The organism is Streptomyces flaveolus (assembly GCF_044765825.1).
GTDB lineage: Bacteria > Actinomycetota > Actinomycetes > Streptomycetales > Streptomycetaceae > Streptomyces > Streptomyces flaveolus.
Window position 1 is genome coordinate 137,350 of the sequence record NZ_JBIWKU010000013.1, and the last position, 18,559, is coordinate 155,908.

17 protein-coding genes and 1 pseudogene are annotated in these 18,559 nt (G+C 72.0%); 12 read left to right on the plus strand and 6 right to left on the minus strand.

Going from position 1 to position 18,559, the window contains the following annotated elements:
* Positions 1 to 31: 31 nt before the first annotated feature.
* The 7 genes and pseudogenes from ACIRG6_RS31950 to ACIRG6_RS31980 form a co-directional block, all read left to right on the plus strand.
* Positions 32 to 1,084 (plus strand): annotated as a pseudogene (locus ACIRG6_RS31950) (pectate lyase family protein); the annotation flags it as partial.
* Between the two features lie 85 nt (positions 1,085 to 1,169).
* The gene (locus ACIRG6_RS31955; protein ID WP_318218044.1) at positions 1,170 to 2,534 is read left to right on the plus strand and encodes an ABC transporter substrate-binding protein; all 1,365 of its coding nucleotides are present in this window, start codon (positions 1,170 to 1,172) and stop codon (positions 2,532 to 2,534) included.
* 154 nt (positions 2,535 to 2,688) lie between these two features.
* The gene (locus ACIRG6_RS31960; RefSeq protein ID WP_364686362.1) at positions 2,689 to 3,489 is read left to right on the plus strand and encodes a rhamnogalacturonan acetylesterase; all 801 of its coding nucleotides are present in this window, start codon (positions 2,689 to 2,691) and stop codon (positions 3,487 to 3,489) included.
* A 32-nt stretch (positions 3,490 to 3,521) separates the two neighbouring features.
* Entirely contained in the window at positions 3,522 to 4,856 is a 1,335-nt protein-coding gene (locus ACIRG6_RS31965; RefSeq protein ID WP_364686365.1) for a pectate lyase family protein, read from the plus strand.
* Positions 4,857 to 4,932: 76 nt separating this feature from the next.
* The gene (locus ACIRG6_RS31970) at positions 4,933 to 6,054 is read left to right on the plus strand and encodes a pectinesterase family protein (RefSeq protein ID WP_403325169.1); all 1,122 of its coding nucleotides are present in this window, start codon (positions 4,933 to 4,935) and stop codon (positions 6,052 to 6,054) included.
* Positions 6,038 to 7,108: a dienelactone hydrolase family protein gene (locus tag ACIRG6_RS31975; protein ID WP_364686371.1), complete on the plus strand. Its 1,071-nt coding sequence runs from the start codon at positions 6,038 to 6,040 to the stop codon at positions 7,106 to 7,108. Before ACIRG6_RS31970 ends, ACIRG6_RS31975 begins: the two co-directional genes overlap by 17 nt.
* A 63-nt stretch (positions 7,109 to 7,171) precedes the next feature.
* The gene (locus tag ACIRG6_RS31980) at positions 7,172 to 7,972 is read left to right on the plus strand and encodes an HAD family acid phosphatase (protein ID WP_364686374.1); all 801 of its coding nucleotides are present in this window, start codon (positions 7,172 to 7,174) and stop codon (positions 7,970 to 7,972) included.
* Positions 7,973 to 8,110: 138 nt separating this feature from the next.
* Here the strand turns inward: ACIRG6_RS31980 and ACIRG6_RS31985 are convergent, their stop codons facing one another.
* From ACIRG6_RS31985 to ACIRG6_RS32010, 6 genes are all read right to left on the minus strand, one after another.
* Entirely contained in the window at positions 8,111 to 8,941 is an 831-nt protein-coding gene (locus ACIRG6_RS31985; protein ID WP_318218038.1) for a pectate lyase, read from the minus strand.
* An 85-nt stretch (positions 8,942 to 9,026) separates the two neighbouring features.
* On the minus strand, positions 9,027 to 9,878 hold the full coding sequence (locus ACIRG6_RS31990; RefSeq protein ID WP_403325172.1) for a hypothetical protein: 852 nt from the start codon (positions 9,876 to 9,878) through the stop codon (positions 9,027 to 9,029).
* Positions 9,875 to 10,441 (minus strand): SigE family RNA polymerase sigma factor, encoded by a 567-nt coding sequence (locus ACIRG6_RS31995; protein ID WP_239771178.1) that lies wholly within the window; start codon positions 10,439 to 10,441, stop codon positions 9,875 to 9,877. Before ACIRG6_RS31995 ends, ACIRG6_RS31990 begins: the two co-directional genes overlap by 4 nt.
* 171 nt (positions 10,442 to 10,612) lie before the next feature.
* Positions 10,613 to 12,070 carry a peptidoglycan D,D-transpeptidase FtsI family protein gene (locus tag ACIRG6_RS32000; RefSeq protein WP_364683011.1) on the minus strand — a complete coding sequence of 486 codons (1,458 nt, stop codon included), beginning with the start codon at positions 12,068 to 12,070 and terminating at the stop codon, positions 10,613 to 10,615.
* Positions 12,071 to 12,309: 239 nt separating this feature from the next.
* On the minus strand, positions 12,310 to 12,780 hold the full coding sequence (locus tag ACIRG6_RS32005) for a GNAT family N-acetyltransferase (RefSeq protein WP_318218036.1): 471 nt from the start codon (positions 12,778 to 12,780) through the stop codon (positions 12,310 to 12,312).
* A 3-nt stretch (positions 12,781 to 12,783) separates the two neighbouring features.
* Positions 12,784 to 13,557, minus strand: coding sequence for an IclR family transcriptional regulator (locus tag ACIRG6_RS32010; RefSeq protein WP_033283195.1), 774 nt, complete (start codon positions 13,555 to 13,557; stop codon positions 12,784 to 12,786).
* 119 nt (positions 13,558 to 13,676) lie between these two features.
* Here ACIRG6_RS32010 and ACIRG6_RS32015 point away from each other — a divergent pair, with 119 nt between their 5' ends.
* The 5 genes from ACIRG6_RS32015 (at position 13,677) to ACIRG6_RS32035 (ending at position 18,402) form a co-directional block, all read left to right on the plus strand.
* On the plus strand, positions 13,677 to 15,206 hold the full coding sequence (locus tag ACIRG6_RS32015; RefSeq protein ID WP_364683008.1) for an aldehyde dehydrogenase (NADP(+)): 1,530 nt from the start codon (positions 13,677 to 13,679) through the stop codon (positions 15,204 to 15,206).
* A 103-nt stretch (positions 15,207 to 15,309) separates the two neighbouring features.
* The gene (locus tag ACIRG6_RS32020) at positions 15,310 to 15,918 is read left to right on the plus strand and encodes a DUF1349 domain-containing protein (RefSeq protein WP_403325175.1); all 609 of its coding nucleotides are present in this window, start codon (positions 15,310 to 15,312) and stop codon (positions 15,916 to 15,918) included.
* A gap of 36 nt (positions 15,919 to 15,954) precedes the next feature.
* A complete protein-coding gene (locus tag ACIRG6_RS32025; protein ID WP_364683004.1) occupies positions 15,955 to 16,458 on the plus strand; it encodes a GNAT family N-acetyltransferase in 504 nt (167 codons plus the stop codon).
* A gap of 78 nt (positions 16,459 to 16,536) precedes the next feature.
* Positions 16,537 to 17,256, plus strand: coding sequence for a DsbA family oxidoreductase (locus tag ACIRG6_RS32030; protein WP_364683002.1), 720 nt, complete (start codon positions 16,537 to 16,539; stop codon positions 17,254 to 17,256).
* A 60-nt stretch (positions 17,257 to 17,316) separates the two neighbouring features.
* Positions 17,317 to 18,402 carry an aminotransferase class V-fold PLP-dependent enzyme gene (locus ACIRG6_RS32035; RefSeq protein ID WP_318218031.1) on the plus strand — a complete coding sequence of 362 codons (1,086 nt, stop codon included), beginning with the start codon at positions 17,317 to 17,319 and terminating at the stop codon, positions 18,400 to 18,402.
* Positions 18,403 to 18,559 lie beyond the last annotated feature (157 nt).

Sequence of the window (18,559 nt, forward strand, 5' to 3'; positions counted from 1 at the left end):
CACCCCACCCGTACGCCTGTTGGGAGCCGCAATGACGCACCTCCGTAGCAAGCGCTTGCCGGGCACCGGCAGAACCCTCGCCGCCGTCCTGGGCCTGGTCACCGCCCTCGCCCTCGGGGCGGCCGGGGAGACGCACGCCGCCGCTCCGCCGGAAGAAGGGGCGGCGGGCAACCCGCACCTGACCGACCGGCCCCACGGCTTCGCCTCCCTCGCCGGCGGCACCACCGGCGGCGCGGGCGGCCGGGTCGTCACCGTCACCGACCAGGCCGCGCTGGCGAAGTACGCGGCGGCGAAGGAGCCGTACGTCATCCGGGTGGCGGGCACGATCGCCGTCGAGCCCTTCGGCGCGCAGATCGCCGTCGGCTCGGACAAGACGATCATCGGCGTCGGCGGCACCGGCGAGATCGTCCACGGCGAGCTGCACCTGAACCCCGGCACGCACAACGTGATCATCCGCAATCTGACGATCCGCGACTCGGCGGTCGCCGGGAACTGGGACTGCAAGGACACCGACTTCGACGGCATCCAGATGGACACCGCCCACCACGTGTGGGTCGACCACAACCGCTTCTCGAACATCTGCGACGGACAGCTCGACGTCCGCAAGGACAGCGAGTACGTGACCGTGTCGTACAACCGGTTCGAGAACAACAACAAGACGTTCGGGCTCGGCTGGACGACGAACGTCCGGACGCAGATCACCATCGACCACAACTGGTTCGCGAACACCAAGCAGCGCAACCCCTCGGTCGACAACGCCGCCTACGCCCACCTGTACAACAACTACCTGACGGCCCAGGCCGACCCGGGCGACCCCGTGTGGACGTACGGGAACTGGTCGCGCGGCGCCACGAAGATGGTCATCGAGAACAGCTACTACCAGGACGTCCAGCACCCCTACCAGGCCGACCCCACCGCCGAGCTGGTGCAGCGCGGATCGATCCTGCGCAACACGACGGGCCGCCACGACGAGTGGGGCACCGCCTTCGACCCGCGCGACTTCTACGCCTACCGGCTCGACCCGGCGGCGGCCGTGCCCGCGCTGGTGAAGCGCTTCTCGGGACCGCAGCAGCAGCTCGGCACCCACTGAGCCACCCGCGGCACCACCCACCGACCCCCCCACGTTGTTCAGCACCGCACTGTTGGATCCAGAAGAAGAGAGCCGACCAATGAAGATCAGCATGCGCAGCAGCAGAAGCACAGGCAGGCGCCGGACGTCCGCCGCCGTCGCCCTGGGGGCCGTGCTCGCGCTGACCGCCACCGCCTGCGGTGACGACGGCAGCGGGGCGGGCGGCGACAAGGGCGCCGAGGGCAGCGGCAAGGGGAAGATCGTCTTCTGGGACAACAACGGCGGCATCCGCACGGCCGTGTGGAAGGAGATCATCGCCGACTTCGAGAAGGCGAACCCGGACATCGACGTCGAGTACGTCGGCATCGCCGCCACCGAGTACCAGTCCAAGGTCGACACCGCCATCCAGGGCGGCGGCCTGCCCGACGTCGGCGGCGTCGGCGCGGCGATGCTCGCCGGGTTCTCCGCCCAGAACGCGCTGGAGCCGCTGGACAACCGGCTCACCGGCTCGTCCCTGAACGGCAGGGTCAACAAGGACATGATCGAGTCGCTGCGGGCCGCCGGCGGCGGCGACGGCCGGCTGTACTCGGTGCCGACCTCGGCCAACAACGGCGTCCTCTACTACCGCACCGACCTGTTCGACAAGGCGGGCCTGGAGGCGCCCACGACGTGGGACGCCTTCTACACGGCGGCCGAGAAGCTCACCGCCGCGGGCAAGAACGAGTTCGGCTACACCATCCGCGGCGGCTCCGGCTCCATCGCCCAGGCGCTCGACGCGATGTACGGGCAGTCCGGCATCACCTCCTTCTGGGACGCGGACAAGAAGAAGACCACCGTCAACGACCCGAAGAACGTCGAGGCGCTGGAGAAGTACACGGCCCTGTACAAGAAGGTCACGCCGGCCGCCGACGTCAACAACGACTTCGCGAAGATGGTCGCGCAGTGGGACTCCGGCACGATCGGCATGCTCAACCACAACCTGGGCTCCTACCAGGACCACGTGAAGGCGCTCGGCGTCGACAAGTTCCGCGGCATCCCGCAGCCGGTCGGCGCCTCCGGCAAGCGGGTCCAGGTGTCCAACCCGGTCGACGGGCTCGGGCTCTTCAAGAGCTCCAAGAACAAGGAGGCCGCCTGGAAGTTCATCGAGTTCGCCACCTCGAAGGAGCAGAACTCGAAGTTCAACGAGGCGGCCGGGCAGGTGCCGTCAAACACGGACGCCGCGAAGGACGCGTGGATCGCCAAGGCCGAGCCGACGAAGCTGGCCGCGGAGGCGCTGAACGACGGGTCCACGACCATCGTCCAGTTGCCGTACTACCTGCCGGACTGGAACACCATCTCCAAGGCGGACAACGAGCCGAACTTCCAGAAGGTGCTGCTCGGGAAGATGAGTGCGAAGTCGTTCCTCGACACGATGGCGGAGCAGTTGAACGAGGCGCAGGCCGAGTGGAACGAGCAGGTGGGCTGAGCGCCCTGGCCGGACATCGCCGTGGGGCGGCCTGTGCGTTGCGGGCCTTGCGGGCCGTCCCTGGCTTGTCGCGCCCACGCGGCGGAGCCGCACATCGATACAGCCCCGCGCCCCTGAGGTGAGTACCCTCCCCCTCTTCGAAAGGTGCACCAGCGTGTCTCTCAGCCGAAGACACATCACTGCCGCCGCTGTCGCCGCCTTGCCCCTGGCGTTCGCCGGTGCCGGTGCCGCGCGGGCCGGTGGGCGGCGGTCCCGCACGCTCTACATCGCCGGTGATTCCACCGCCGCGCAGAAGTACGCCGACGCGGCGCCCGAGACCGGGTGGGGCATGGCGTTGCCGTTCTTCCTCCACAAGGACCTTCCCGTCGCCAACCACGCGGTGAACGGGCGGAGTTCCAAGAGCTTCGTGGACGAGGGGCGGCTGGACGCGATCCTCGGTGTGATCCGGCCCGGGGATCTGCTCCTCGTACAGTTCGCGCACAACGACGAGAAGGACGAGGACCCCACCCGCCACACCGAGCCCTGGACCACGTACCAGGACCATCTGCGTCTCTACGTCGACGGCGCCCGGGCCCGCGGGGCGCGGCCCGTGCTGGCCACGCCCGTCGAGCGGCGCCGTTTCGACGCGGCCGGCGACGCGGTGCCCAGTCACGGCGAGTATCCGGCGGCGATGCGGGCGCTGGCCGCCGAGGAGGGCGTGGCGCTGCTCGACGTGCAGGCGCTGTCGCTCGCGCTGTGGCAGCGGCTCGGCGTCGAGGAGACCAAGACGTACTTCAACTGGACCGCCACCGAGCAGGACAACACCCACTTCAACCCGCCGGGCGCGATCGAGGTGGCCCGGCTGGTCGCGCGGGAGCTGCTGCGCACACGGGTGCTGGCGCACCGGGACGTGCGCCGGCTGGACGAGGACGTCCCGGCGTCCTGGATCACCTGGCCGCAGTCGGGCACCGCGTAACAACCCCTGAACCGGAAATGGAGAGCCGCACCATGAGCACACAGAGATGGCATGCGCATGCCACAGGGCGAGTGGCCGCGCTGGCCGGCTGCACCGCCCTCGTGCTGAGCCTGACCGCCGCCACCGCCGAGGCCGGCCCCGGCCACCACCACTCCCATGACGTCGCCCGGCAGACGCTGCCGGCGAAGGACGGCTGGGCCTCCCAGGGCACCGGCACCACCGGAGGCGCCGCCGCCGACGCCGCGCACGTGTACACGGTCACCACCTGGGCCGAGTTCAAGGCCGCCCTCGCCGCCGGCGGCGACGCGCCGAGGATCATCAAGGTGAAGGGCACCATCGACGCCGTCTCCGCGGGCTGCGACGCCTTCGCCGCCCCCGGCTACGACTTCGACGCCTATCTGGAGAAGTACTCGCCCGAGAACTGGGGTCTGGACACCGACCTGAGCGACGAGCCCGACGACAGCCCCGAGGGCCTGCGCCGCGCCTCCGCCGCCCGGCAGGACCAGTCGATCAAGGCGAACGTCCCGGCCGACACCACCATCATCGGCGTCGGCAGGAACGCCGGACTCAAGGGCGCCAGCCTGCAGATCAAGGGCGTGGACAACGTCATCGTCCGCAACCTCACCTTCGAGAGCCCCGTGGACTGCTTCCCGCAGTGGGATCCCACGGACGGCGACAAGGGCAACTGGAACTCCGAGTACGACAGCGCCGTCGTCCACGGGTCCACGCACGTGTGGCTGGACCACAACACCTTCACCGACGGCGAGCACCCCGACAGCGCGGCCCCGACCTACTTCGGCATGCTCTACCAGCAGCACGACGGCCAGCTCGACATCGTCAAGGGCGCCGACTACGTCACCGCCTCCTGGAACATCTTCGCCGAGCACGACAAGACGATCCTGATCGGCAACAGCGACAGCGAGTCCACCGCCGTCGGCGACCGCGGCCACCTCAAGGTGACCTTCCACCACAACCTGTTCCGGAACCTCGTCGAGCGTGCGCCCCGCGTCCGCTTCGGCCAGGTCGACGTCTACAACAACCACTTCGTGGCCTCGGACGACTACGCCTACAGCTTCGGCGTCGGCAAGGAGTCCGCGCTCGTCGCCGAGCACAACGCCTTCACGCTCCCGGCCGGGATCAGCGCCGCGAAGGTCCTGAAGAAGTGGAGCGAGGCGCCGGTCACCGCCGCGCACAACCAGGTCAACGGCCGCACCGTCGACCTGATCGCCGTGCACAACGCCGAGATCCCGGGCGAGACCCTCCAGCCGGGCGCGGGCTGGACGCCCACCCTGCGCACCAAGGTCCTCCCGGCGAAGGCCGTCCCCGCGGTCGTCGACCACGGCGCGGGCGCCGGCCGCCTGCGCTGACGCGCCCCCGAACCGGGCCGGGGCGCCCGCACCGCCCCGGCCCACCCCGGCCCCGTCCTCCCGAAGGAGTACCCGCATGCCCCGTCCCGCCCCGTCCCGCAGACGCTTCCTGCTCGCCACCGCCGGCGCCGGCACCGCCGTCGGTCTCGCCGCCGGCCCGGCCCTCGCCGGCCACCGTTCCCGCCCGTTCGGCCGCCACGGCTCGCCGTCCGCCCGCCGCACCCCGAAGACCCTGTACGTCGACCCGCAGGGCCGCGGCGACTTCACCTCCGTCCAGGCCGCCGTGACCGCCGCCGCCGGCAGCGGCTGGACGCTCGTCCTCGCGCCCGGCACCTACCGCGAGACCGTCACCGTCGACGCCACCCGCACCGACGCCACCTGGATCGGCGCCTCCGAGGACCCGCGTGACACCGTCGTCGTCCACGACAACGCGGCCGGCACCCCCAGGCCCGACGGCTCCGGCACCTACGGCACCAGCGGCTCGGCCACCGTCACCGTGCAGGCCGACGGCTTCACCGCCCACCGGATCACCTTCGCCAACGACTGGCTGCGCGCCGACCACCCCGACTGGACCGGCACCCAGGCCGTCGCCCTCAAGGCCCAGGGCGACCGCACGGCGTTCCACCACTGCCGCTTCCTCGGCCACCAGGACACCCTCTACGCCGACACACGCGCCCTCGACCACTTCGCCCGCCAGTACTACGCCCACTGCTACGTCGAGGGGGACGTCGACTTCGTCTTCGGCCGGGCGACCGCCGTGTACGAGAACTGCCACTTCCGCACCCTGGTCCGCACCGACCTCGCCGCCGCCCCCTACGGCTTCGTGTTCGCGCCCTCCACGGCGGGCGCCAACCCGCGCGGCTACCTGGTGACCCGGGGCCACGTCACCAGCGAGGCGCCCGACGGCTACTACAAGCTGGCCCGCCCCTGGGTGCCCAGCTCCGACACCACCGCCCGCCCGATGCTCACGGTGCGCGAGACCCACCTCGGCGCGGGCATCGACGCCCTCGCGCCCTACGCCACCATGCGGGACACGTACCCGTGGCAGGAGCAGCGGTTCCGCGAGTACCGCAACACCGGCCCCGGCGCCGCGATCACCGTCCCGGACAGCCGCCCGCAGCTGACCCGCGCCGAGGCCGCGGCGCACACCAGGGAGGCGTACCTCGGCGACTGGCGTCCGTATGCCGGCCACCGGTGACCTGCCCGGCTTCCACCGGGCGCTCAGGGACGAGCTGACCTTCCCGCTCGCCTGGGGCACCTCGCCGGTCCGCGACTTCGCGCGGTGGCGGCGGACGGCCCGCGCCACGGTCGAGGCACACCTCCTCGTCGACCGGCAGGAGGGCACGCCGTACGCCCCCGAGTTCGCCGACCGCCACGACGGCGACGGATACACGCGCGAGACGGTCACCCTCTCCCTCACCCGCTACGCCCGGGTCCGCGGCGCCCTGCTCACCCCGCAGGGCGCCGGGCCCTTCCCGGCCGTCCTCCTCCTGCACGACCACGGCTCCCGCTTCGACATCGGCAAGGAGAAACTGGTCCGGCCCTGGTACGACGACACCCGCCTGGCCGCCGCGCGGGACTGGGCGGAACGGCACTTCGACGGGCGGTTCCCCGGCGACGAACTGGCCCGGCACGGCTACGTGGTGCTGTGCCTGGACGCCCTCGGCTGGGGCGACCGCGACCCGCTCACCTACGAGCGGCAGCAAGCCTTCGCCAGCAACCTCTACCACCTCGGCAGCTCCCTCGCCGGGCTGATGGCCCGTGAGGACGTCCGGGCGGCCGGCTTCCTGGCCGGCCTCGACCGGGTGGACGCCCGGCGGGTGGCGGCCCTCGGCTTCTCCCTGGGCGGCTACCGCGCCTGGCAGGCGGCCGCGCTCAGCGACGACGTCGCCGCCGCCGTCAGCGTGTGCTGGATGACCGGCCTGAAGGAGATGATGGTCCCCGGCAACAACACCCTGCGCGGACAGTCGGCGTTCCACATGCTGCACCCCGGACTCGCCCGGCACCTCGACCTCCCGGACGTGGCGAGCCTGGCGGCACCGAAACCGATGCTGTTCCTGAGCGGCGAACACGATCCGCTGTTCACGCCCGAGGGCGTACGGGCGGCCCACGCCCGACTCCGCGCGGTCTGGGAGTCGTTGGGCGCCGGCGACCGGCTGCGCACCGAGGTCGTGCCCGGCGTCGGACACGCCTTCACCCGCCCCCTGCAGGACGACGCCCTCGACTGGCTTGACACGATCTTTGCCAGGTAAAGGGGTACCGATCCGGCCACATCTCTCGCGCACCCGGGGGTGACGCGCGTAGAAACGTGTCCCATGCATAAACCACTGCGCATCGCCGCCGTCACCGCCGCCTGCGCCGTCGCCGGTGCCGCCCTCTACGGCACGGGTGCGGCCACCGCCGGCCAGTCGACGGCCAACTCCACCCACGAGCCCTACAACATCGGGCAGCTGACCAAGGACATCGACGCCTACTACGGCACCGCGCCCGACGACGACGGCGTCTACCAGGCCTCCCCGGACAGCCCGTACGCCAGGGACCTGGCGAGCGTCGACGCCGCGGCGAGGAAGCAGATCGACAAGGCGGCCCGCGCGGCGGCGCACCACAAGGGCTCCCGGCCGGCGGTCGTCTTCGACATCGACGACACGCTGCTGCTCAGCCTCGACTACGAGAAGAAGAACAACTACGGCTACGACAGCGCCACCTGGGCCGCCTACGTCAACAAGGCCGACCGCCCGGCCGTGTTCGGCAGCCCCGAACTCGTGCGCTACGCGCAGGAGAAGGGCGTCGAGGTCTTCTACAACTCCGGCCTGAGCGAGTCCCAGCGCGCCGCCGCCGTCGAGAACCTGAAGAAGGTGGGCGCCGATGTGAACCTCGACGCCGGCCACATGTTCCTCAAGGACAAGGCGAACCCGCCGTCCTACCTGTCCCACTGCGCCACCCCGGGCACCTGGACCTGCACCACCGTGCAGTACAAGGCGGGCACCCGCCGCCACATCGAGCGGGACCTCGGGTACGACATCGTCGCCAACTTCGGCGACCAGTACTCCGACCTGCAGGGCGGTTACGCGGACCGGACCTACAAGCTGCCCAACCCGACGTACTTCGTCGAGTGACCTCCCGCATTCCCGGGGAACGAGGGAACGCCCCCGCCGGTCGTCACCGGCGGGGGCGTTCGCCGTGCCGGCCGAGTGGGGGCTCGGACGGCGCGCACCGGCCCGGGGGGCGGACCGGCGGACCGGGGGCTCGGACGACTACTCGTAGCTGATGTCCGACGCGGTGAAGTCGCACGTCTTGCCGTAGGGGCCTACCGGGGAGAGCGCCGTGGGCTCCTTGCCGGTGTTGTTCCCCTGGAAGCGGACGCAGGTCTCGATCTTCTTCTTGCTGTCGCCGTGGACGCGGATGTTGCGCAGCGCCGCCGTGTCGCCGTAGTTCTGGTTGACGCCGACGATCGACTTGCCGGGCGCGGTGATGTCCACGTCGTTGATGACGATCGTGCGCTGGTACTGCTTCTTGCAGTTGCCGCAGGAGCGCACCAGCTTGCCGAAGTTCTCGACCTGGAACTTGGTGACGACGAGCTTGCCCGCGCCGTTGAACTGGAGCACCTTGTCGTCGGCGTTCTTCGCGCCGCCCCCGTACACGGTGTACACGGCCGACGGCGACGTGCCCTTGAAGCTGGCGGCGTCCTCGCCGACGTCCAGCCACCAGACGTTCTGCAGGGTGCACGACCCCTTGCAGTGGACGCCGTCCGCGGCCGGCGTGCCGATGATCACGTTCTTGAGAACGGCGCCGTCCGCCAGCTCGAAGATCGGTCCCTGGTCCTCGTCCTGGCCGGAGGTGCCGAGGTCGCCGGTGCCGTAGAACTTCTTCATCTTGCCGTCGTAGGTGCCGGAGACCGGGATCGTCGACGAGACGGGCTTGCTGCCGGTGTCCGTGGGCCAGGACGACGCGGCGCCGGCGGTGGTCAGCATCGTCGTCGTGACGATCGCCGCACCCGTGAGGCCCAGGGCGGCGGCCGAGGCGATCACCGCCCGGCGCCTGCCGGGCCTCCGGCGGTGGCGGACGCGCTGTTGTGCTGCAGTCATGCCCATGTCCTTGCGTGGGGAGGGGGAGCTTTCGCTCCCTGGTCGCCACGGACGGGGAAAGGGTTGCCGGGTCCGCGGAGTTTCCTCACGAACCGCCGTCGTGCGGCGCGAAACCCCCCTGCACCGAAAGCTGTTCGGCCCCTGCGCCGGCCGTCGCGGAGTAGCGGTCGCCGTTCGCGTCCCGGCCGCCGCGCTCGTGGTCGTACTGGCCCGCGAACATCCACTCGCCCGCCGGGACCGTACGGCCCTGCTTGAGCGTCCACCGGTGGACGAGGAAGCCGTCCCGCTCCTCGACCGTGAACGTGAAGTCGTCCTCGGGCAGCGACCGCCACGCGCCCGTGGAGGCGACCCCGCCGGTCTGCGCCACCCTCAGCTCGACGGTGAGCGCGGTCAGCGGGCTGCTCGTCCGCAGGGTGATGTTGCTCTGCGCCCAGTAGTCGTTGCTGTGCGGGTCGACCGAGCCGTCCGACCACAACGGGCCGTCCTCGGACCCGGCGGCCGGCGGAGGGGCGGTGGCGGTCGCGGTGCCGGCCGGTGTCCCGGAGGGCGACGGCCGGTCCGGCTCCCCCGTCCCGGCCGAGACGCTCGGTGCCGGTGCGACGGACGACGGCCGGGGCGCGGGGCTCGTAGGGCCGGCCGGCGACGGAGAGGACGTCGGCGAGGTGGCGACCGAGCGCTGCGGGGGAGCGTCGTCCTTGACCGCGGACGCGACACCGTACCCGCCGGCCGCGAGGACGCCCGCCACCGCCGCCGTCGCGCCGGCCACCCGGGCCCAGCCCAGCGCCGGGGGGCGGGCCGCCCGGCGCCCGGCGTGGCCCCCGCCCGCCATGCCCCGCTCGACCCGGGCCAGCATGCGCGCACGGTCGGGCTCGTGCGCCCCGGCCGCCTCGTGCAGCCGGGCACGCAGCTCCTCGTCCACGTCCCGCCGCCCGGTCATCGCTTCCTTCCCGCGGCCTCACCGGTGCGTGCGATCGCCGCGTGCACCTGCTGCGGCGCTCCCCGCGTGCCGAGCACCCGCTGCAGTTCGGCCATTGCCTTCGACGTCTGGCTCTTCACCGTACCCACCGAGACGCCCAGGGCGAGCGCGGTGTCCTTCTCGGAGAGGTCGAACGCGTGCCGCAGCACCACGCACGCCCGCTTGCGGAACGGCAGGGCGCGCAACGCCTCCTGCACGTCGACCACGCCCGCGACGTCCGGGTTCTCCGTCCTCTCCTCGCGCTGCGACCAGAACAGGGCGACGCGCCGGCGCTCGCGCACCGCGCTGCGGATCCGGCTGCGGGCGAGGTTGGCGACGACCCCGCGCGCGTACGCCACCGGATGGTCGGCCGCGCGCACCCGGTCCCAGCGGTGCCACAGCGCGAGCAGGGCGTCCGCCGCCAGGTCGTCGGCGGCGTCCGGCTCGCCCGTCAGCAGATGGGCGAGCCGGGACAGTTCGGCGTAGTGGCGTTCGAAGAAGGCGTGGAACTCCACGGAGGCGGCGTCGTCGACGACTGTGCCCACGGGCGGACTCTCCTCGCAGCGGCTTCCCCGGCGTCGAACAGCCGTGCGCCGGGCGGGGATCCGGAACTGTAGCAGCGTCGGCCGCGTCGACCGTACGGTGCGCCGAACACCGTATGGCAGCCCGAACCGGAGGTGGAGGTGAGTTCCGGCCCCTGAGTCGCGGCCCGCGCGCTAGTCCTTGAGCGCCGCCTTCATCATCGCCTTGGCCACCGGGGCCGCCAGCCCGTTGCCGCTGACCTCGGAGCGGGCCGCGTCGGACTGCTCGACGAGCACGGCCACGGCGACCTCCCCGTCCGACGAGTCGGACTTGGCGTAGGACGTGAACCAGGCGTACGGCGTCTTGCTGTTGTTCTCGCCGTGCTGGGCCGTGCCCGTCTTGCCGCCCACGGTCGCGCCGGAGATCTGCGCGTTCGACCCGGTGCCCTCGTCGACCACCGTCCGCATGGCCGACTGCAACTGCTCGGCGGTGGAGGAGCTGACGATCTGCTTCGTCTCCGCCGAGTCGTCGTAGTCCTCCAGCACGTCGCCGTCACCGCCGGTGATCTGCGACACCATGTGCGGCGAGACCAGCTTGCCGCCGTTGGCGATGGCCGCGGACACCATCGCCATCTGGAGGGGGGTGGCCGTCACGTCGAACTGGCCGATACCCGTCAGGGCGGTCGACGGCCGGTCCATGTCCTTCGGGTACGTGCTCGTGTAGGCCCGTACCGGCACGTCCTGCGTCTCGTCGTTGAAGCCGAACTTCTCGGCCGTCGCCCGGAGCTTGTCCTGGCCCAGGTCCACGGCCATCTTCGCGAAGACGTTGTTGCACGAGTACTGCAGCGCGGTGCGGATCGTGGCGTTCTCGCAGGGGGCGTTCGGGTTCTCGTTCGACAGGTCCGTCGTGGTGTCCGGCAGGGTGTACGGGTCCGGGCTGTCGGTCCGCTCGTCCACCGACCCGTACAGCCCGTCCTCCAGCGCGGCCGCCGCCACGACGAGCTTGAACGTCGAGCCCGGCGGCAGCGGCTGGCGCAGCGCGCGGTTGGTCAGCGGCTTGTCCGGGTCGCTCGTGAGCTTCTGCCATGCCTCACCGGCGGTGTTGGCGTCGGTCAGCGACGACGGGTCGTACGACGGGGTGGAGACGACCGCGAGGATCCTGCCCGTCTTGGGGTCGATCGCGACGGCGGCGCCCTTCTTGTCGCCCAGCGCCTCGAGCCCGGCCTTCTGCACGTCCGGGTCGATCGTCGTGATCACGTTGCCCGGATCGGCCCGCCGGCCGGTGACCGTGTCCATGAGGGTCTTCAGCCGCGGGTCCGTGCCGTTGAGCAGGTCCTGGTAGATGCCCTCCAGCTGTGTCGGCGCGTACGCCTGCGAGGCGTAGCCCGTCACCGCCGCGTACAGCTCTCCGTCCGTGTACGCGCGTTTGTACGTGAGGTCGCCGCCCTTCGTCGGCGCCGATCCGGTGACCGAGCGTCCGGCCACGATGATGTTCCCGAGCGGCTCCGCGTACGTCTCGATCGCGTTGCGCCGGTTGTCCTTGTCGTCCGCGAGCGCCTGACCGTCGTAGAACTGCACCCAGGTCGCCCGCACCAGCAGAGCGAACACCAGGAGCAGCGTGAAGACCGATGCGCGCCTGATCGTCTTGTTCATCCCGCCCACAGGACGAACGAGCGGGAGCGGATCGTTCCCATGCGCCCCGTTTTCTCATCATCCGTTCATGAAACCGCTCCCGCGAAGCGGGCCTCGGTCCCGGTGGCCGCCTGGAGCCTCACCGCTCGGCGCGTGGCCGGCCCAGTCGTGCGGTTCGCGTGCCGGCCGGTCGCGGAGGGCGAGGCCGGCGGCCCGCGCCCCGGCCGCCGCGGCTCGCCTCCGCCGCGCGGTGGAGGACGTCAGACCGCGAGGTGGAGGACGACCTCGTCGATCACCTCGCCCCGCGCCGGAGCGAAGCCCCGGGCCCGGGCGCTCGTCTCGAAGCCGCATTTCTCCAGCACGCGCCGCGACCCGGTGTTGTCCGCCGCCGCCCGCGCGTACAGCGGACGGTCCTCGACCTCGGCGAGCAGGGCCCGCAGGGCGGCGGTGGCCACGCCCCGGCCCCAGTACGCCCGGTCCACCCAGTACGTCACCTCGCGCTCGCCCGGATCCCCGTACACCGCGGCGCTGCCGATGACGTCACCGTCGCCCAGGATGGTCCGCACGACGTCGCGCGACGCCCGGATCTTGTTCCAGTGCGCCGTGAACGCGTCCCAGTCGGCGGGATCCGGCGGGGTGAAGGCCGCCATGCGCAGGGCCTCCGGATCGTTCATCTGCCGGAAGAAGACGGGCAGATCGCTGTCGTGGACCTCGCGCAGTGCGATGTGCATGGATCAGAGCCTACGCGTCGCCAGGGTCAGCCGGTCCCGTGCGTCGAAGAGGGCGTCCTTCACCATCTGCTCGTGCGCCGGCGTCAGCCGCGCCACCGGCACCGAGCAGCTGATCGCGTCCCGCGCGGGGGTGCGGTAGGGGATCGCCACGCCGAAGCAGCGCAGCCCCAGCGTGTTCTCCTCGCGGTCCACGGCGAAGCCCTGCTCCCGCACCTGGTGCAGCTCCTCGATGAGCTTCTCCCGGTCGGTGATGGTGTGTTCGGTCAGCGCCGGCAGGGTCTCCGGCAGCATCTTGCGGACCTGCTCGTCGCTGTAGGTGCTCAGCAGCGCCTTGCCCAGCGACGTCGAGTGTGCGGGCAGCCGGCGGCCGACCCGGGTGAAGGGCCGCAGGTAGTGCTGGGACTGACGGGTGGCCAGATAGACGACGTTGGTGCCGTCCAGCCGGGCGAGGTGGATGGTCTCCGTGGTGTCGTCGGAGAGCCGGTCCAGCGTCGGCCGGGCCGCCGCGACCACCTCGTCGCCGTCGATGTACGACGTGCCGACCAGCAGGGCCCGGACGCCGATGCCGTACCGCGTGCCCGTCGCGTCCGTCTCCACCCAGCCCAGTTCGACCAGTGTGCGCAGCAGCATGTACAGGCTCGACTTGGGGTAGCCGACCGCCTCCTGGACCGACGCGAGGGAGTGCATGCCGGGGCGTCCGGCGAAGTACTCGAGCAGTTCAACCGTCCGCACGGCGGACTTGACCTGCGCTCCGCCCCCCGTCTCGCCAGCCGACATCGCCCTTGACCCCTTCGTTCGACGGGAAATAATGTCCACCGTATTCATCATCGGAGACAGCGTTCAGTATATCGAACGACCCCGATGCAGAGAACGCAGAGCACGTGGAGGGACCCGCGGTGGCAGCAGCACCAGTCTGGAGTGTCGACCCCCGTACCGGGAAGCAGCGTGAACAGGTCGCGGTGGAGGCCACGGCCCAGGAGGTGGACACCACCGTCCGTGCCGCCCACGCGGCGCGCGAGGCCCTCGCCGACCGCACCGTCCGCGCGGCCTTCCTGCGCACCGCCGCCGACGAGCTGAAGGCGGCCGAGAACACCCTCGTGGAGGTGGCCGACGCCGAGACCGCGCTCGGCCCGGTCCGGCTCACCGGCGAACTCGCCCGCACCTGCTACCAGCTGCGGGCCTTCGCCGACATCGTCGACGAGGGCGAGTTCCTCGGCGTCGTCATCAACCACCCCGACGACACGGCCACCCCGCCGATCCCCGACCTGCGCCGCTACAAGGTGCCGCTCGGCGTTGTCGCCGTCTACTCGGCCTCCAACTTCCCCTTCGCCTTCTCCGTCCCCGGCGGTGACACCGCGAGCGCCCTCGCGGCGGGCTGCCCGGTCGTCGTCAAGTCGCACCCCGACCACCCGGCGCTCTCCGAGCTGGTCGCGAGCGTGCTGCGCCGGGCCGCCGCCCGGCACGACATCCCCGAGGGCGTCCTCGGCCTGGTGCACGGCTTCGACGCCGGCATCGAGCTGATCAAGCACCCGCTGGTCGCCGCGGCCGGCTTCACCGGTTCCGTACGCGGTGGCCGCGCCCTGTTCGACGCGGCGGCGGCCCGGCCCGTGCCGATCCCCTTCCACGGCGAACTGGGCTCCCTGAACCCGGTCGTCGTCACCGAGGCCGCGGCGGCCGAGCGGGCCGAGGCCATCGGCGCCGGGCTCGCCGGCTCGATGACCCTGGGCGTCGGCCAGTTCTGCGTGAAGCCGGGCCTGGTCCTGGTGCCGTCCGGCGCCGCCGGTGACGGCCTGGTCAAGACCCTCACGGACGCCGTCAGCGACACCGACGCCGGGGTGCTGCTCGACCACCGCATGCGGGACAACTTCGTCGCCGGGGTCGCCGAGCGCGCGGCGCTGCCCGACGTGGAGTCCCCGGTGACGCCCGGCGCGGGCGGCGAGCACACCGTCAGCCCCGGCTTCCTGACCGTGCCGGCCGGGCGGCTGGCCGCCGAGGGCGAGCACGACCTGCTCCTGGAGGAGTGCTTCGGGCCGGTCACCGTGGTGGCCCGCTACAACGACGAGGCCGAGGTCCGGGGCGTGCTGTCGCGGCTGCCGGGGAACCTCACGGCGACCGTGCAGCTCTCTGCCGAGGAGGCGGCGGGTCAGGGGCGCGGGGCGGAGATCCTCGCGGAGCTGACGCCGCTCGCCGGGCGGGTGCTGGTCAATGGCTGGCCGACGGGGGTCGCGGTGGCGGCGGCTCAGCATCACGGGGGGCCGTACCCGGCGACGACGTCGACGTCCACGTCGGTGGGGGGTACGGCTGTCGAGCGGTGGCTGCGGCCCGTTGCCTATCAGGGGGCGCCCGAGGCGCTGCTGCCGGCGGAGCTGCGGGACGACAATCCGCTGGGGCTGCCTCGGCGGTTCAACGGGGTTCTTGAGCGGTAGCGCCGCGGGAGTGCGGTTCGTACGCGGGGTGCCGCGCCGTTGTGGCTTGTCGCGCAGTTCCCCGCGCCCCCGAGTATCCCCTTGATCCGGAGAGAATCAGCAGATGGACGTCGAACTTCCCGAACTGCCCTTTCCCCTCCGTCCCTATGGACCCGACGGCAACTGGTCCTATGAGGACGGCGTGCTCACCGGCGTGGCCGGGCCCCGACAGGACCGGTTCGTGCCGCCGGGCGGGGAGGTGCTGGAGCCCGCCACCGACGCGCCCCGGCTGCTGGGTGCTCCCGAGGGGGACTTCCAGCTGATCGCCCGCGTCACCGTCGGCTTCCGGGCCGCCTTCGACGCCGGAGTGCTGTACGTCCACGTCGGCGAGCGGGCCTGGGCCAAGCTGTGCCTGGAGTACTCCCCGGACATGGCCACCGTCTGCACGGTGGTCACCCGGGGGCACTCCGACGACTGCAACTCCTTCACCGTGGAGGGCGATGCGGTGTGGCTGCGCGTCAGCCGCACCGGGCGGGCCTTCGCCTTCCACGCCTCCCGCGACGGTGAGCGCTGGACCTTCGTCCGCGTGTTCACCCTCGGCGACGAGAAGGAGACGGGCGCGGCCCTGGCCGGCTTCATGACCCAGTCGCCGACGGGCGAGGGCTGCGTGGCGAGGTTCGACCACCTGGAGTTCCGGCCGAGCCCGCCGGCGGACCTGCGCGACGGCAGCTGAGGCAACCGGACGCCCGGGCCCGGCGTCCTGCACAGTGTGATCGACGAACGTGTGACCGGAACCCGGGTGATCCGCACCGTCCTGCCCGCCGAGACGGAGACCGTGGCCGCCCTGCACGTCCGCGCCCGGGCGACGTACTACCCGGACGGGCTCCCCGACGACGGCTACGACTGGGCCGCCGCCTGGCGCACCGCCGTCGAGCGGACCGACGGACACGTGCTGTGCGCCGTGGAGCGGGGCGGCATCGTCGCCATCGCCTCGTTCCGCGTCCCGGAGGACGCCCGGGCCGGCACGGTCAAGCTGTACCAGTTCCATGTCGACCCCGACCACTGGCGCTCCGGCATCGGCACCGCCCTGCACGCGGCCTGCGTCGAGCAGTGGCAGGCCGACGGCAGGCGGACGGCCGTCCTCGACGTCCACGTCGGCAACCGGCGCGCCCAGGCCTTCTACGCCCGCCAGGGCTGGTTCCCGGACCCGGACAACCCGCCCGCCGAGGGTGACCATCACCTGTACCTGCGCTTCGACGTGCCCGGGGAATGAGACGCGACGCTTGAACGTTCACGTACGCGGCGGAGGGGAGGCCTCCGCACGCTTACGACCTGGAGAAAGAGCCGACACATGCGCGTCGAGATCTGGAGCGACATCGCCTGCCCCTGGTGCTACGTGGGCAAGGCCCGCTTCGAGAAGGCGCTGGCGGCCTTCGAGCACCGGGACGGCGTCGAGGTGGTGCACCGGTCCTTCGAGCTGGACCCCGGGCGGGCCAAGGACGACGTCCAGCCCGTGCTGACGATGCTCACCGCGAAGTACGGCATGAGCGAGGCGCAGGCGCGGGCCGGTGAGGACAACCTCGGCGCGCAGGCCGCCGCCGAGGGCCTGGACTACCGCACCCGGGGCCGTGACCACGGCAGCACCTTCGACATGCACCGGCTGCTGCACCTGGCCAAGGAGGAGGGCCGGCAGGAGGCGCTGCTGGACGCGCTCTACCGGGGCAACTTCGCCGAGGAGCGTTCCGTCTTCAACGACGACGAACGGCTCGTGGAACTGGCCGTCGGCGCCGGCCTGGAGGCGGACACCGTCCGGGCGGTGCTCGCCGACCCCACCGCCTACGCCGACGAGGTGCGCGCCGACGAACGCGAGGCCGCGCAGCTCGGGGCGACCGGGGTGCCGTTCTTCGTGCTCGACCGGACCTACGGCGTCTCCGGCGCCCAGCCCGCCGAGGTCTTCGCCCAGGCACTGACGCAGGCGTGGGGCGAGCGGGCGCCGCTGAAGCTCGTCGACGCCGGGGACGGGGCCGCGGAGGCGTGCGGCCCGGACGGCTGTGCGGTGCCCCAGAACTGAAACGCCCAGGTCACCGGGATCGCATAAGCAGTCCTTGGGGATATCGCGCAGAAATACGCAATGGACGGGGAGGTCCCGGGGCCGCACAGTGGTGCCATGGAGAGCTTCGAGACCCTCGTCCGTGCCGAGTTCGATCCGAAGACCACGTACCTGAACACCGCCAGCACCGGCCTGCTGCCCGCCCGTACCCTCGCCGCGATGCGTGACGCGGCCCAGTCGGCGGCGGCCGGGCAGCCCCTCGACATGTTCGCCGACGTCGAGGCGAGCCGGTCCGCCGTCGCCCGCCTCCTCGGCGTCCCCGCCTCCCGGGTGGCGACCGGCGCGTCCGTCGCCACCTTCAGCGGGCTCGTCGCGGCCTCACTGCCCGCGGGCGCCGAAGTCCTCACCGCGGAGGCCGACTTCAGCTCCCTGGTGAATCCCCTCCACATGCGGGGCGACCTCAAGGTGCGCAGTGTGCCGCTGGAGCGGATCGCCGAGTCGGTGGGCCCGGACACCGCGCTGGTCGCGGTCAGCTCCGTGCAGTCCGCCGACGGGCGGATCGCCGACCTCGCGGCACTGCGGGACGCCGCCCGGGCGCACGGCGCGCGGACGCTGGTCGACGCCTCCCAGTCGAACGGGTGGCTGCCGCTGGCCGCGGACGACTTCGACTTCGTGGCCGCCGTCGGCTACAAGTGGGTGCTCTGCCCGCGCGGCGTCGCGTTCCTCGTCGTCCCGGAGGACTTCGGCGGACTGACGCCGCTGTTCGCCGGGTGGGCGTCGGGGGAGCACCCCTGGGACAGCTGCTACGGCCCCGTCGAGGAACTCGCGCACTCCGCGCGGCGCTTCGACGAGAGCCCCGCGCTCTTCTCCTACACGGGCGCCCGGCACTCCCTCGCGCTGATCGAGGAGCTCGGCGTGGACGCCGTCCACGCCCACGACACCGCCCTCGCCGACCGGTTCCGGGACGGGCTGGGCTCCCTGGGTCACGAGGTGGTCCCCGCGCCCGGCTCGGCGATCGTGTCCGTGCCCGGACTCGGCCACCGGCAGGGCGAGTTGAGCCGGGCGGGCGTGCAGGTCTCGGACCGGGCGGGCAACCTGCGGGCCGCGTTCCACCTCTACAACACGGCGGCGGACGTCGACCGGCTGCTGGACGTGCTGGCGGGCTGAGCCGGCCGGGCGGAACGGCATCGGGCAGGGGCCTCCCGTCCCACACGAAGAGGCCCCTGCCCGAATCTCAGACGCGGCTCACTTCACCGGCGTGAAGTCCCGCGCGCCGATGCTGTGTTGTCCGGGGGGCGACCCCCGGACCCCCGGCCGAGCCGAT